The sequence below is a fragment of the Shewanella abyssi genome (assembly GCF_023284025.1).
GTDB classification, from domain to species: domain Bacteria; phylum Pseudomonadota; class Gammaproteobacteria; order Enterobacterales; family Shewanellaceae; genus Shewanella; species Shewanella abyssi.
The window spans coordinates 94522-108282 of the sequence record NZ_JAKIKR010000002.1 but is presented as its reverse complement, the minus strand read 5'-3'; the positions used below and the strand labels follow the sequence as shown (position 1 = coordinate 108282).

Below are 13761 nucleotides of genomic sequence, written 5' to 3'. Positions count from 1 at the left end.
TTCAATGCCTATCGTCTATACTGCAAAACTAGCCTTATTGTTTCCAGTTAGCTCAGCCTTATTTAATGATAAACATCCCTTCACTCGCCGGGCGGCTTAATTTGAAACCAAACTTGCTGTAAAGCTCTGGCACATCAGCCATCAAGGTAATGTAAGCTCCTTTGAAAGCAGCTCTATCCAAGTAATTCATAATACTCTGCATGATGAGTCGTCCAAATCCTTGACCTTGGTAGGCAGGATCAACCGCGATATCAACAATCTCAAAGTTCAGAGCGCCGTCACCGACCACCCGTCCCATGGCTATTGTTTGCCCCGCGATACAGATTTTTACGCCAAACAAGCTATTGGGTAAGCCCTGCTTTGCCGCCGCATAAGTGCGCGGTGATAAGCCAGCAATGTCCCTTAAGCGCACAAAATCTGCAGCACTCACCACTGCCTCTATCAGTTGATGTTCCATTTTACGTCTCTATAAACTCAATAAGTAATCCAAACCACCGCTGATGGCAGCGACTTGAGCGATAATGCAGTTCTCACCGTCCACCAGCGGACTGTCTGGGTATACTTCAGTCGTCGAGACATATTTTGCGCCACTTAACCCTGCACACAACCCCAATGCCTTAGTGGCGTAATTAATCACCCCAAACTGCGCCAATTCAACACCGATCAACTTGCCACCGTCATCAGCAGGGGCAATATGTGTCACTTGCTCCACTTCCGTAATCATGGCCTTTTGAAATGCGGTTTGCGGGTTAATGGTGTCGCCTACGAGATAAAATCCATCAGGGATATTCCAGTTATCATGCACCACAGCATCTCTTGCCGCTAACGCGGGTCTGAATTCGCTATTGTCGCTATCAGTGGTTTCATGTAGATCGATATGCGCAAAAATATCAGCATTAATCGGGGCTAGGTACGCCAGTAAAGCGGCAGATTCTTCTGCTGGGCTGTCTTGATAGAATGAGCGATTGGGATCAATAGCACTTGGGTTCCAGCGGTTAATGGTCTCGTAACCCCAAGGACTAACACAGGGGATAAGCACGATATTAAAATGTTCAGCGTAAGCCAGTGCTTTTGTCTCCATAAAACGAATAGCCCCCTGTACACCGCTCGTCTCGTAGCCATGTACGCCGCCGGTGACTAATATTATCGGTTTTGTCGACTGCCAATCACGGCTCTTTAGTGCATATAAAGGATAACGAGCCTCATCACACGACAGCGCCCCATATTGCTCCAAGGTAAATTGCCCACCTAACGCTAGCACTTTACTGAGTACCTGCTCTTGATATGAGCGCTTAACAGACTGCATAGCAAGCCAAGCAGACTTGTCAGCATCGCTCCATTTCTGTCCAGTTGAACCTATAGGGTAACGTTGTGGAGAGTTCATCGATTTTCCTTTTATTTACGTGACTATTTACTAATTCTTTTAAGATCTTTATAGGGTCTTCAGTGCTGCTGAAGCATAAACATCACCCTGGCGAATTTCAATCACCATTTAGTTAATTCAATATTTATTCATATAAATAAAGTGCCAGTTCAATTCTAAGCGCATTAACGTAGACAGGGTTATTCACTTTTAAGCTAATGCAAGCACCAAGGAGGATTTGAGTGTTCGTTAAGCAGCAATAATTGACCTAGATTAAAGCCAATTAAATCCCCACTGAATCCTCCATCTTCAGGTAAGGTGAGTATATACTACTGTTATATATTCAAATCATCACTTATATCGAGCGAACAATGGAAGTCGAGCTACTTGAAATTCGTAACTTCATCCGCCAATATCCCCCTTTTGATCAACTGCCTGAAGAAGCGTTAATCGAAATATCAAAAAGTGTCGAGATCTCATACTACCGAGCTGACAATATGATCATCAGCTTTACCGATAAAATACACGATCTGTTTATGATCCGCAGTGGTGCCGTTGAAATATATCGCCGTACTGGTGAGCTCTATAACCGCCTTGACCAAGGGGGCTTATTTGGGCAGATGGGGCTACTGACTAATAATAAGGTGCGCTTCCCAGCAAAATCACTTAAAGACACCCTTTTATACTGCATTCCAGCAACTATCTTTGAAGATTTTTGTGAACGCTATGACGCCTTTGCCGACTTTGTTGAAGTCGAAGGCAGTATTCGATTACAGCAAGCGGTAGAAGATAATAGCGATGATGCCAACTCTCTAACCACGTCAAAAGTAAAGACCTTGCTTAGTGGCGCGCCTGTAATGCTACCGACGACCACCACGATTCAGAACGTGGCCAAGATCATGTCTGAAGAGAATGTCTCGGCGGCAATCATCAATGATCCGAATCTAGCCGATGAAGGCGGCAATAGCTTTGTTGGCATTATTACAGAGCGCGATCTGTGTGCAAAAGTTATCGCGCAAAGATTGGATTTTGATACTCAAGTAGTCGAGGTAATGTCGACTGAGCTTATCTCGCTGGATCACAATGCCTATATTTTTGAAGCCATGCTGTTAATGCTGCGCTATAACGTACATCACCTACCTATATTAAAAAATAAACAACCCATTGGTTTAATTGAAGTCACCGATATCATCCGTTACGAATCTCAAAATAGCCTGCTCATTGTTAGCAGTATTTTTCAGCAAAACAGCGTTGATGATTTGATTATGCTATCCCATCAACTCAAAGACTGTTTTGTGCGCATGATCAACGAAGATGCCAACTCACACATGGTGGGTCGCGCGATGTCGGAAATCGGTCGCAGCTTCAAGCAACGCTTATTGGAGCTCGCCGAAGAAAAATTCGGTCCACCACCGGTGCCATACTGCTTCTTAGCATTAGGCTCTATGGCGCGCGATGAACAACTGATTGTTACCGACCAAGACAATGCGATCATTTTAGATAATAACTACCAAGAGTCGTTGCATGGTGACTATTTTAGCGAGCTTTCGACCTTTGTTTGCGACGGCTTAGCCGCATGTGGTTACACCTATTGTACCGGTGATATCATGGCGACTAACCCTGAGTATCGAAAAACACAATCCCAATGGGAAGCGTGTTTCGCAGATTGGATTGAAAACCCCAACCCACAAGCTCTGCTAAACAGCTCAATATTTTTCGATCTCTATGGTGTCTATGGCAGACAAAAATGGGCTGAACAACTGAATGCCTTTATTCTTAGAAAAGCCAAAAAGAACAACCGCTTCTTAGCTTGTCTTGCTAGAAACGCACTCAACCGTACCCCACCGCTGGGCTTCTTTAAAGACTTTGTGATGGAAAAAGATGGCCGGCACAACAACTCTATTAACTTGAAAAGGCGCGGCACGGCGCCGCTAGCGGATCTTATTCGTGTGCACGCTCTTGCTATCGGCTCCCAGTCGCAGAACTCATTTGATCGCTTAGAAGACATTATTGAAGCGGGTATTTTGCCGCCGTCAAAAGGTAAAGATCTGCAACATGCAATGGAGTTCATCTCTTTGGTGCGTATTCGCCATCAAGCGTTAGACATCGAGTCAGAGCAAGAGCCAGATAATAATATTGAACCGGAAAACATGTCCGATTTTGAAAGGCGCAATCTAAAAGATGCCTTCTTAGTCTTAAGCAGTGCGCAAAACTTTTTAAAATTTCGCTACAGTGCCAACAGTATGCAGGGGTAAACAATGCGTGATTTCAGTAATCAAGAGGTGTTAAATTGGCAAGCCTTTTTGCAAATTAAAGCGCAAGAAAGTAAAGATAGCCGCCTCACTCACTTTTATAATGCCAGTACTTACCATGAAGAAATTAAACTTAAAGATATTGATTTTGTCGCCTTAGACTTTGAAACTACCGGTCTAGATGCAAATCAAAACAGCATTATAAGCATTGGTTTAGTTCCATTTACCCTGCAAAGAATAGCTTGTAGGCAGGCGAGACACTGGTTTATCACTCCAGAAGATAAACTCCAAGAAGACTCAATCATTATCCACGGTATTACCCACTCGGATCTGAAAGGTGCGCCGGATCTACTGCGGATCTTAGAGCAGTTATTGGATGAACTGGCAGGTAAAATTGTGGTAGTGCATTACCGCAGAATTGAACGTGACTTCTTTGATGCGGCGCTTAGAAGCTTAATCAATGAAGGGATTGTTTTCCCCGTTATCGATACCATGCAGATTGAAGCTGATATTCAGCAGGCGCGTCCGAAAAAATTTATCGACTGGTTTAGAACTCCTCGTACAGAATCGATTCGACTTGCCAATAGTCGTAGCCGTTATAACCTGCCAACCTATCCGCCACACGATGCCTTGACCGACGCCATTGCTACCGCTGAGTTATTGCAAGCGCAAATTCATCATCACTTTGGCCCAGAAACGCCCATCAAGAAGCTTTGGCTATAAAAAAGGCCGAGTGACGCAGTCTATAAATACTACGTCACTCGGCCCTATTTTTAGCTAACGGTGCAGCAGATTAACCAGGACGCTTTTCTGTTCGTAGCCCCATTATCAAACTGACGCACATCACCAATAGAATAATGGTGAATGGCAGGGCAGTTGAAATAGCACCCGCTTGCAAGGCTTCAATGGCTTCAGAGCCACCCACCCAAACAAGACCTGCAGCAATCGCGCCTTCGATAAATGCCCAGAATACACGCTGAGGTATAGGTGCATCGACTTTACCACCAGAGGTGATGCTATCGATAACCAGTGAGCCTGAGTCTGATGAAGTCACAAAGAAGACCAGCACCAATACAATAGCAAGTAGAGACAAGATGTTGCCCATCGGCAATACATCAAACATCTGGAACATTGCAAGTGGCACTTCGGTTAACCCTTTTTCACCGAGCGTTCCGACTTTATTAACGATTTGATCAATTGCAACGCCACCAAATACTGACATCCACAGTGTAGTTACCACCGTAGGCACAATCAGTACTGCCGTCATGAACTCACGAATGGTACGTCCACGTGAAATACGAGCAATAAACATGCCGACAAAAGGAGACCATGAAATCCACCAAGCCCAATAGAAAACAGTCCAACCATGCATCCAAGCCTCATCTTCTCGGCCAATTGGATTGCTTAATGGAATTATATTTTCAATGTATCCCATGACGGTTATTGGAATGGTCCCCATGGATACGGCAAAAGTAACCAAAATAACAAACAACACTAACGCCAGCGCCAGCAGCATATTGACATTACTGATGATCTTTACACCACCATCTATACCACGGACTACCGACACAATGGCCAGTAAAGTCACTATAAATATGATGGCTATTTGCAGCATTAAACCGTTTTCAATGCCGAACACATGGTGAAAACCACTGGCAGCTTGTTGCGCACCCAATCCAAGAGAAGTCGCAAGACCAAACAGCGTCGCAAGTACCGCGAGAATATCTACAACATGCCCAGGCCAGCCCCAGGTACGGTCGCCTAGAATTGGATAAAAGACTGAACGCATGGAAAGCGGTAAGCCTTTATTGTAAGCGAAAAATGCTAACGACAGTGACACCACACCATAAATTGCCCATGGGTGAAGTCCCCAATGGAACATGGTGGCGCCAAGCGCCAGCTTAGCGGCTTCTGGTGTGTTTGGAGTAACATTAAGTGGTGTTTCGTACCAACCAGTAAAGTAGGCAACAGGTTCTGCCACTCCCCAAAACATTAATCCAATACCCATGCCAGCAGCGAATAACATTGCTATCCATGACATCATCGAGTAATCGGTTTTTGCTTCATCACCCCCTAAACGGATTTTTCCATAGGGAGAGACAATCATTGCTAAACAAAACAGCACAAAAATATTGGCAGACCACATAAACAAACCATCAAATGCCCCAATGATCTGCCATTTTATGCCATCTAATACGGATTTTGATGTTTCTGGGTCGACCAGCAATATGGCGATTAAGAAGAGTCCGATTAAGGCTGCGCTGATCCCAAAAACAGGGTTGTGAACATCAAAACCCCATTTTTGAATGTTATCTTGTCCGACTGTATAGTCAGTATTATCAATACTGTATTTATCTTTGTTAGTATTCATTGGTCCTCATTTAGAACAACTTTCATTCGAATAATGTACCTTTCATTTTACGTTATTTGACGGCAACTTGCAGCCTAATGCATAAAGCATTCACGTTTCATGTCACCTTCCAGGCTTTAGTTTAGAAATTACTGATAAAAATACCTAGCCAGATTGCTAAATGCATTTGCTCAGAAGTCCAAATTGAAGGGATATTAATTAGGAAAATTTTGGCGGATAGATATTTAGCCACTCACACAAAAATAGCGAGGCAGCTACAACCGTATATTCAGTAACTAGATAAACTAAAAGGAACGCTATCGAAGAGATCCCCTCAATACCGAGCCCTATATTATCGAGACTGTAAAAACGGTATAACGCTATTTTAGCGACCACTTTATTTGAAACTCGATCTCCTCTTCGTCATCACTGCGTTCGTGTTCGACGGTATACTCGGCGCGAACAGGAACATAGACTCGCTCGCCTGCAATCTGTATCTCAAACTTTTCACCGGACTCTAACGAATCAGCCAAGCGCCGCAATTTTGCGGCAAATTCTGCATTGGTGTAGCCTTTCTCGATATCTCGCTGTGCTTTTTTTGTCATTTAGATACTCCCTGTGCATTGGTATACTTTTAATGATGTATATAACTCGAACCATACTATGACAACATTAGTCGAGCTTTAGCCGTAGGCTCTGCTCGCCATTTACAATCCATTTAGTGTGCCACTCTTTAGCGGTCGGTGATCTTATAGGTAAAAGCACACGATTCATCGGTAGTAATGCTGAGAGAAACAACATCAACTTGCTTTCAAATCGTTCCATTTCGATTCCGTGAAATTAAAAACTGACTCATATATCACAAATAGATTAGTCATATACCTCGTCAATACCTGCGAGTTTGACCCAGTCGAGACAGCGAGTTTGGTACACTGCGACAGTAGGAGCGGCTAGCTGCTCTTTTGATATGCCGTCATCGGCAAAGTTACCCAGTGGAATAGCCACCACATCTGGCATGAGATCCATGGTGAACCACAGGTTACCGCCGCAATTGGGACAAAATTGAAAAGTGATCACTGCGCCTTCATCGCCAACACGTTGATAGTGATGGCTAACACCAGTATAGGTGACTTGGCTTAGTTGATAACGAGCTTGAACACCAAAGGCGCTGCCGGTGCGTTTTTGACAGGCGTTACAGTGACACACTGAAACTCGAACGGGTTCACCTGTCACCGATAAAGACAATTGACCGCAGTTACAGCTGGCTTTGTGCATAACACCACTCCTTGGGTTTCTTTAATAGCTGTATTAATAGCTGTATCAATAGTTGCTTTGATAAATAATTCTATTGATTGAGCATATACAGCGAGTGGCTAGGCGAGCACACTCACACTAATCTAGCGACTTTTTAAGTCGTTGCATACCTTCATCAATACTGACAACAGCACTGTAACCAAGATCGCGTTTAGCGGCATCGATATTAAAATAGTGACTGGTCGAGAGCTGTCTTGCCACAAAGCGGGTCATTATCGGTTCTGCCGATTTACCCAATAAATGGTAAATGGTTTCCAGTACCGCGCCAACACCATAGGCTATAGAGGTGGGTACCCGCTTACTCACATTCGGTAACCCTTTACAATCGAGGATTTTATTGAGCATCTCAGCCATGGTAATGGGCTCGTCATTACTGAGGTAATAAGCTTTACCTGCACACGGAGCCTGCAAGCCTTGCGCACTGGCGGCGCATAATCGCTCGGCTGCCAATATATGCGCAAAAGCGGCGTTACCAACATAAATGGTATCGACCAGTTTGTCTTGTTTACCCACCAATTTTAAGCGCCCTGCTGTAGCACGCTCCAGTACCCGTGGCACAAGATGTGGATCGCCTGGTCCCCAAATAAGGTGCGGTCGTAATGACACGGTTTGCAGCAATTGCCCTGCTGCGGTTTGCTCACCGCTAGCGCTTATCATCATCTTTTCGGCAACCGCTTTTGATTCACCGTAAAAGTTCAGATAATGCTCTGCATACGGCGCCGATTCATCACAGCCATTCTCATCAAGACCTGCAAATGTCACGCTAGGCGTACTGGTATAGATAAGTTTGCTGATATTAGCTTGTTTACAGGCGTTGATGATATAGCGAGCACCATCCACGTTGGGCGAAAAATAGCTCTGCTTACTGCCCCACACCCCCGCTTTAGAGGCGACATGGAATACAATATCGCAGCCTTGCATGGCCGCACACACTGCAGCCTCATCAGCAAGGTCGCCCTTTATCATGTTGACGCCCATCGCTGAAAGCGAGGGGTAATCACCACGGGCAAAACCTGTTACTTCGATGCCCACGGCCAGCAAGCGCTCACAAATGGCTTTACCTAGAAATCCACCTGCGCCGGTGACAAATGCGTGTGATGCATGGGATTTCAAATTGAGCAGTGCAGCTTGTTCTAAAGCGGCAAAGTCAGTTAAAGCGGGGACTAACGAATTATTGTCAAACACAATCAACTATTCCTTGATCTGTTTCTGGGCCCAAACGGCCAATTTCTCTCTAAATATTTTGGCGTTGTGACGAATATCAACAGGAAAATCAGCATGAATTAAGAAGCGCTCAATCCCCTGTGTGTGGCTATGTTGCTCAGCAAGCTCTCGCAGCTGCCCATACAACAAACTCGACTTTGAACAAGCCACCGCTTGATTAAGCTCGATACAGACTAGCGGAGTTAGCTTGCCCGCTATCACCACACCCACCAGCGCACTGCGTTTTATCTCAGCATGGGTATTAAAAATTCGCTCAGTTGGTATAGAGTAATAGCGCTGTATTGTGTTATCGGCCGTTATCGCATCTACTCGGTGAGCCTTACGGCCGCACATCCACAATAAGCGGTTATCATCAAGATAGCCCAAATCGCCCATCCGGTGGCGAATTGCAGTGCCATCATTAATTTTGGCCGCAACAGTCGCGCTTTCTCTGTGATAGTAAGCACGGCTCACCATCGGGCCTTTAACCACAATTTCGCCAATCTGGTTAGCTGGCAGTCTTAGCGCATCGCTCCAGTTTGCAATCGGGTTCTCATCAATATCGATAATGCTAATATCAACGTCAGTAATGGCTTGTCCAACACAAATACCGCCGCCGTTATCTGTCACATCTGTGGTATTAAACAGTGCTTGGCTACCGATTTTACTTAACGGTAAAGACTCTGTCGCACCGTAGGAGTTAAGTACCTCAACATCACTATTGAGCATGCTGCTAAAGCGCTTAATCGATGAGATGGTGGCAGGCGCACCCGCCGAGATCACGCGCTTGATACTGTTTAAGCGATGCTTGCCCTGACTGCCCGCTTGACCCAAACGCTCTATCAATGCCGGGTTAACAAACATATTGCTACATTGGTATTTTTCAATCGCAGCAAAGATAAAATCGGGATTAGCAGTGATGGGTTTGCTGGCATCCATGTCTGGCACAATAGACGCCATACCCAGTGCGGGACCAAATAATGAAAATAGCGGAAAAGTGGCTAGGTCACGCTCACCCGGCTTAATGGCGTAGTCATGTCTAAGGGCGCTAATTTGCGCTTCAAACATTTTATGGGAATAGACCACCCCTTTCGGTGTGCCGGTACTGCCACTGGTAAACAAAATGGCCGCCATGGCATCATCCGCTAGCCAATGCAGTTTAAAGGCTTGAGTATCACTGACCTTACTGACGATTTGCTCGAGGTTCATCGCCCCGGTGAATCTGTTTACCAGTTTGCCGCCACCGACAGTGATCAGGTGTTTAACGCTATGCTTACCCCAACCAAATAATCGTCTGGCAATATGCGCTTTAGGGATCCCAATAAACACATCGGGTTTGGCCTCTATAAAACACTGCTTGAGATTTTTAACCCCCATGCCAGGATCGACCAAGATAGGAATAATGCCCGCTTTAAACAGGGCAAAGGTCAAACAGAAGAAGTCGATACTGGGGGTTACCATCAGCACCGCTTTCATGCCGGGGCTGAGGCCAAATTGGATCAGTGCGGCAGCGATGTGGTCGCTTTTTGCATTAAGCGTTTGAAAATCCATCTCTTCATAGCTTAAGCGGTCAATTGCTTGCCCGCTTGAGTGTTGTACGGCAACCGCGAGAGAGTCAGGAATGTTGTTGGCAGCGTCGACAAGATGACGACAAAGATTGGCACCACAGTGCTGACGCTCAAACGGACTCGTCATGATATCTACGCCACCGAGTCTTGTACTACTTCAATGCTATTTTCATCGATAAAAGTACTGATATGAGCAATCACTTCATCAGACGCATCTTCCAGAATATAGTGGCCACAATCAGCAAACTCATGCACTTGGGCATGGGGCATTCTTTGTTTCCATTCCGCTAAGAAGTGCTTATCAAATACAAAATCTTGCAATCCCCAGCAAATGACGGTGGGGACTTTGGCAAACTTATCTAGGCTAGCTGCAATATCTGACACCATGTCGTAATTACGATCGCCTGGCTTTAACGGAATATCCTGCACAAAACGTAAGGTAGAGATACGGTTCGCCCAAGAGTTAAAGGGCGCAACGTAGGCCGCACGAATATCTTTATGCATGGGTTTACGCTTGACACCTACATAAGACGCTGCCGATGAAAATGCATTAAAACCGCGCACCAAACAGGTACCAATAAAGGTATTGCGGCAAATCGACAGTGCCCACGGAAAAGGTTTTGTCTTAGGAAGATGAAACGCGCCCGTGTTGAGAATAACTAAACGCTTAATACGCTCTGGATAACGAGCAGCATAGCCCATCCCTATCATGCCGCCCCAATCGTGGACGACTAGAGTGATATTCTCTTTAACGTCTAAATGCTCAAGCAGGGCTTCTAGATCATCGATACGGCTTTTTAAGGTGTAATCGTAACCGCTATCATCAGGCTTATCTGAAAGACCGCAACCAATATGGTCCGGTACAATACATTGATGCTTACCGCTTAACGCGCTAATCAGATTGCGATAGTAAAACGACCAACTCGGATTACCGTGAACCATAACCACAGGTTCGCCAGAACCTTCATTCACGTACTGAAGTTTATTGCCGTTTCGATCTAAAAAGTTACGTTTAAAGGGGTGCAGAGTGTCTAACATGACGCTTCCTATAATTTTATACTGAGCTATGTATGAGCTATGACGTGTACAAATGCGTCAGGCGCAGCCAGCAACAAGCGCTACTGGCCGGTAGATTTACCACTTAAGGCCTAACATCATGCAGTTTAAGCCACTGCCAATACCTAAGAAGCTCACTTGATCGCCGCTTTTCAAGAAGCCTTGATCGTGGGCCATAGCGGCAGTAACAGGCAATGAAACGGTGCCCATGTTGCCCAGTAATTTATAGGTTGGAAACTCTTTTTCTTCAGGAATATTCAGTGCTTGAAGCACATTGCGCCGATTTGACGAGCCCACTTGATGACAAATGACTTTATCGACTTGCTCAACTAACCAGCAGCGTTGTTCTAAGAAATGGCTCCAGGTATGACGCGCAAGTTCAACTCCCTCTTTGAGTAAAGCCACACCATTGGTGCGCATAAACTCTCGGTATAACTGAGGACCTGCTTCTTCTAGTCCCCATTGACATAAATCATAATGTTGTGGCGCAGACAGATGACTGGCTCCTAACAACTGATGCTGACGCGCACCTTTTAGATTTAAGCTACCGTCGGTCAGTAAAACCGCTACCGCGCCTGAGCCACCCGTTAATGTTGCCAGCGACTGCGCAAAATTTTGCATTGTCGGTTCGGCAAGCATTTTGTCGATGGTAATATCAACAATATGGCGAGCAGATTCACAAGAAACCACCAGACCCGCTTTGATTTGACCTAATTCGATACGGTTAGCGATATCTAAAATACCGGACAACACGCCTAAACACGCATTACTGATATCGTAAATTGCCGTATCTTTAGAGACGCCAAGCTCAGCGGCTATACGACATGCTGTTGCAGGTTCATGTTGATCACGACAAACGCCAGTGTATACCACTGCGCCTAAATCGCTGATCTGGACATCGGTTTCATCAATTGCCTTGCGCGCCGCAGCTAATGCTCCGTCAGACAACCTGTGCCCTTTTGGCCACCAACGTCTTTCATGGATCCCAGTCAATGCAGCAAGTTGCCCCATCGGAATACGAAACTTTTTGTATAACGGCGCTAAACGAGATTCAAGCTCCGAAGTCGAAACAACTTCAGGCGCTAATTCGTAGGCCATGCTATTGATAAAAACGCGGGAATATTTCATGAAACTGTATTTAATCGCTCACTAAATGGGTCAATTTTCGACCAATGTAGATAATTATTTATTATTAACCAGCCATTTGAGCAAGAAAAAGCTGATGATTCAATAAAAAAACTCATAACTGAGACTTTTTAATCCACTCGATCATCGGCTTTGCTATTAAAATGGCACTTCTTTAACGTCAGATTCAATCATAGCTGACTTAATTACAACTTAATAAACAAATTGTTACGCACGTATTAGATTATTAATCTGTAATTTTTCTATTTAAATGCGCTAATGAGTGCATTTCGAGGCGTGATACTGTTTGCACAAAATTCACTCAACCTTACTTGATAGCCACGCTCTTCTAAAAAGCAAACTCGGTCAAGTAACAGCCATTTTTCTAATAGCGCCCTAAAAAGATGTGCCACTAAATCGATACGTCGAGTCAGTCGTTGTCGCTCACCTCCAATGGCTCGATAATGGGCCCAGTCTATCGAGTCTATCAAGGGCACTTTTTTGCTGTCAGCCGCCCAGTGACAGAAAGTGTTGAACTCGCCATTCAGCTGACTTTGCTTAATCGATGGGATCGGTAAATACTCATCCACTTGGCGCATCTCTCGCTGCAAAGAATCAAACCCTAAACGCCAAGCCATCTCTTGCAAACGATATTGCCCCTGTTTAGCACCGGCTACCATGCTTTGTTGCAAAGGCAATTGCAGATCTGCTCGGCTCAGTAGCAAGTCACTTGTCTTAGCCGCCATTGACAGTGGCTGGTAATGTTGAGCCTGAATAAGGTGATAACAGCACGGCGAAATCAACACCTGCTGGGTTCCTGCGTCTGCAGCATGCTTTAACAAGGTGACATGGAGATCACCGCAGGCATGCAGCGCGACGGCTAACTGTTGCTGCGTTAACAGCTCGTCCTGCCCCGCAAACGCATCTCCACAGACAAAACGCTGTGGTAATTGCCATTTATCAGCAAACTGCTGACCCGCAGTACACAGGCTCTGCTGCCACTCTAAGCTCACCACGCTGCGCCCGGTCGCTTTTGCGATCAAGCGCCCTAGATGCCCTTTGCCAGCACACCACTCTAGAACAGGTAGGCTAGTATCCGGCAAATGTTCAACAAAATCCGTGATCTGTTGCCACTTACGCCCTTTTATATGCGCACTAAAGTGCGGCTGTTCAGCAGCAGTTATGCCCCCTGCTAGGCTCAAAGATGCTTCTGCGGCAGCAAGTGTTTGCTGCTTGTCATTGGCTGGGTTGCCACCATTAGGCGCCAACAAACTAAGCTCCCAGTCTTGATGGTTATTCGCCAAATCATTTTTAAGAGCGGGTAATAAAGTATCCACAAGATGAGATTGTGACGCATCGATAATATCGAGATCATTATCATTAAGTTGCCACACAATGTTTGCCAATTGCGGAAAATCATCCTTCCAAGGCAGATCTGTGCATGCAAAACTGCGGTTCTGCCACAGGCTTCGGCTTTGCTGCAGTAACTTATCTATCCGACTCAGTTCAACAGAAAAATCAGACATTCAA

13 protein-coding genes are annotated in these 13761 nt (G+C 45.3%); 2 read left to right on the top strand and 11 right to left on the bottom strand.

From position 1 onward, the window contains the following. Positions 1–58 precede the first annotated feature (58 nt). Positions 59–457, bottom strand: a complete 399-nt coding sequence (locus tag L2755_RS01955; RefSeq protein WP_248979070.1) for a GNAT family N-acetyltransferase — start codon at positions 455–457, stop codon at positions 59–61. 9 nt (positions 458–466) lie between these two features. After that, positions 467–1384, bottom strand: a complete 918-nt coding sequence (locus L2755_RS01950) for a M14 family metallopeptidase (RefSeq protein ID WP_248979069.1) — start codon at positions 1382–1384, stop codon at positions 467–469. A gap of 350 nt (positions 1385–1734) precedes the next feature. On the opposite strand from L2755_RS01950, the gene L2755_RS01945 reads away from it, so the two are divergent. Beyond that, positions 1735–3618, top strand: coding sequence for a DUF294 nucleotidyltransferase-like domain-containing protein (locus tag L2755_RS01945; protein WP_248979068.1), 1884 nt, complete (start codon positions 1735–1737; stop codon positions 3616–3618). Positions 3619–3621: 3 nt separating this feature from the next. Next, complete coding sequence (locus L2755_RS01940; RefSeq protein ID WP_248979067.1) at positions 3622–4338, top strand: 3'-5' exonuclease; 717 nt, start codon at positions 3622–3624, stop codon at positions 4336–4338. Positions 4339–4408: 70 nt separating this feature from the next. Here L2755_RS01940 and L2755_RS01935 read toward each other — a convergent pair whose 3' ends face one another. The 9 genes from L2755_RS01935 to L2755_RS01895 all read right to left on the bottom strand — a co-directional run bounded on the left by L2755_RS01935 (position 4409) and on the right by L2755_RS01895 (position 13757). Further along, positions 4409–5986 (bottom strand): BCCT family transporter, encoded by a 1578-nt coding sequence (locus L2755_RS01935; RefSeq protein ID WP_248979066.1) that lies wholly within the window; start codon positions 5984–5986, stop codon positions 4409–4411. Between the two features lie 359 nt (positions 5987–6345). Next, positions 6346–6570, bottom strand: a complete 225-nt coding sequence (locus tag L2755_RS01930; RefSeq protein ID WP_248979065.1) for an amphi-Trp domain-containing protein — start codon at positions 6568–6570, stop codon at positions 6346–6348. A gap of 67 nt (positions 6571–6637) precedes the next feature. Further along, positions 6638–6790 (bottom strand): hypothetical protein, encoded by a 153-nt coding sequence (locus tag L2755_RS01925; protein ID WP_248979064.1) that lies wholly within the window; start codon positions 6788–6790, stop codon positions 6638–6640. A gap of 45 nt (positions 6791–6835) precedes the next feature. Then, complete coding sequence (locus L2755_RS01920; protein ID WP_248979063.1) at positions 6836–7240, bottom strand: GFA family protein; 405 nt, start codon at positions 7238–7240, stop codon at positions 6836–6838. A 117-nt stretch (positions 7241–7357) separates the two neighbouring features. Beyond that, positions 7358–8464, bottom strand: a complete 1107-nt coding sequence (oleD, locus tag L2755_RS01915; protein WP_248979062.1) for a 2-alkyl-3-oxoalkanoate reductase — start codon at positions 8462–8464, stop codon at positions 7358–7360. 6 nt (positions 8465–8470) lie between these two features. Next, positions 8471–10177, bottom strand: coding sequence for an olefin beta-lactone synthetase (gene oleC / locus L2755_RS01910; RefSeq protein ID WP_248979061.1), 1707 nt, complete (start codon positions 10175–10177; stop codon positions 8471–8473). Between the two features lie 5 nt (positions 10178–10182). Then, on the bottom strand, positions 10183–11088 hold the full coding sequence (locus L2755_RS01905) for an alpha/beta fold hydrolase (protein ID WP_248979060.1): 906 nt from the start codon (positions 11086–11088) through the stop codon (positions 10183–10185). 96 nt (positions 11089–11184) lie between these two features. Further along, positions 11185–12234: a 3-oxoacyl-ACP synthase III gene (locus L2755_RS01900; protein WP_248979059.1), complete on the bottom strand. Its 1050-nt coding sequence runs from the start codon at positions 12232–12234 to the stop codon at positions 11185–11187. 260 nt (positions 12235–12494) lie between these two features. Then, positions 12495–13757, bottom strand: a complete 1263-nt coding sequence (locus L2755_RS01895) for a methyltransferase (RefSeq protein WP_248979058.1) — start codon at positions 13755–13757, stop codon at positions 12495–12497. Between the last annotated feature and the right edge of the window lie 4 nt (positions 13758–13761).

Bases quoted from the DNA above. Each gene is read 5' to 3' on its own strand.
- L2755_RS01895 (WP_248979058.1), bottom strand. From the start codon at position 13,757: ATGTCTGATTTTTCTGTTGAACTGAGTCGGATAGATAAGTTACTGCAG.
- L2755_RS01925 (WP_248979064.1), bottom strand. From the start codon at position 6,790: ATGGAACGATTTGAAAGCAAGTTGATGTTGTTTCTCTCAGCATTACTA.
- L2755_RS01945 (WP_248979068.1), top strand. From the start codon at position 1,735: ATGGAAGTCGAGCTACTTGAAATTCGTAACTTCATCCGCCAATATCCC.
- L2755_RS01940 (WP_248979067.1), top strand. From the start codon at position 3,622: ATGCGTGATTTCAGTAATCAAGAGGTGTTAAATTGGCAAGCCTTTTTG.
- L2755_RS01930 (WP_248979065.1), bottom strand. From the start codon at position 6,570: ATGACAAAAAAAGCACAGCGAGATATCGAGAAAGGCTACACCAATGCA.
- L2755_RS01935 (WP_248979066.1), bottom strand. From the start codon at position 5,986: ATGAATACTAACAAAGATAAATACAGTATTGATAATACTGACTATACA.
- L2755_RS01950 (WP_248979069.1), bottom strand. From the start codon at position 1,384: ATGAACTCTCCACAACGTTACCCTATAGGTTCAACTGGACAGAAATGG.
- L2755_RS01900 (WP_248979059.1), bottom strand. From the start codon at position 12,234: ATGAAATATTCCCGCGTTTTTATCAATAGCATGGCCTACGAATTAGCG.
- L2755_RS01905 (WP_248979060.1), bottom strand. From the start codon at position 11,088: ATGTTAGACACTCTGCACCCCTTTAAACGTAACTTTTTAGATCGAAAC.
- L2755_RS01920 (WP_248979063.1), bottom strand. From the start codon at position 7,240: ATGCACAAAGCCAGCTGTAACTGCGGTCAATTGTCTTTATCGGTGACA.
- L2755_RS01955 (WP_248979070.1), bottom strand. From the start codon at position 457: ATGGAACATCAACTGATAGAGGCAGTGGTGAGTGCTGCAGATTTTGTG.
- oleC (WP_248979061.1), bottom strand. From the start codon at position 10,177: ATGACGAGTCCGTTTGAGCGTCAGCACTGTGGTGCCAATCTTTGTCGT.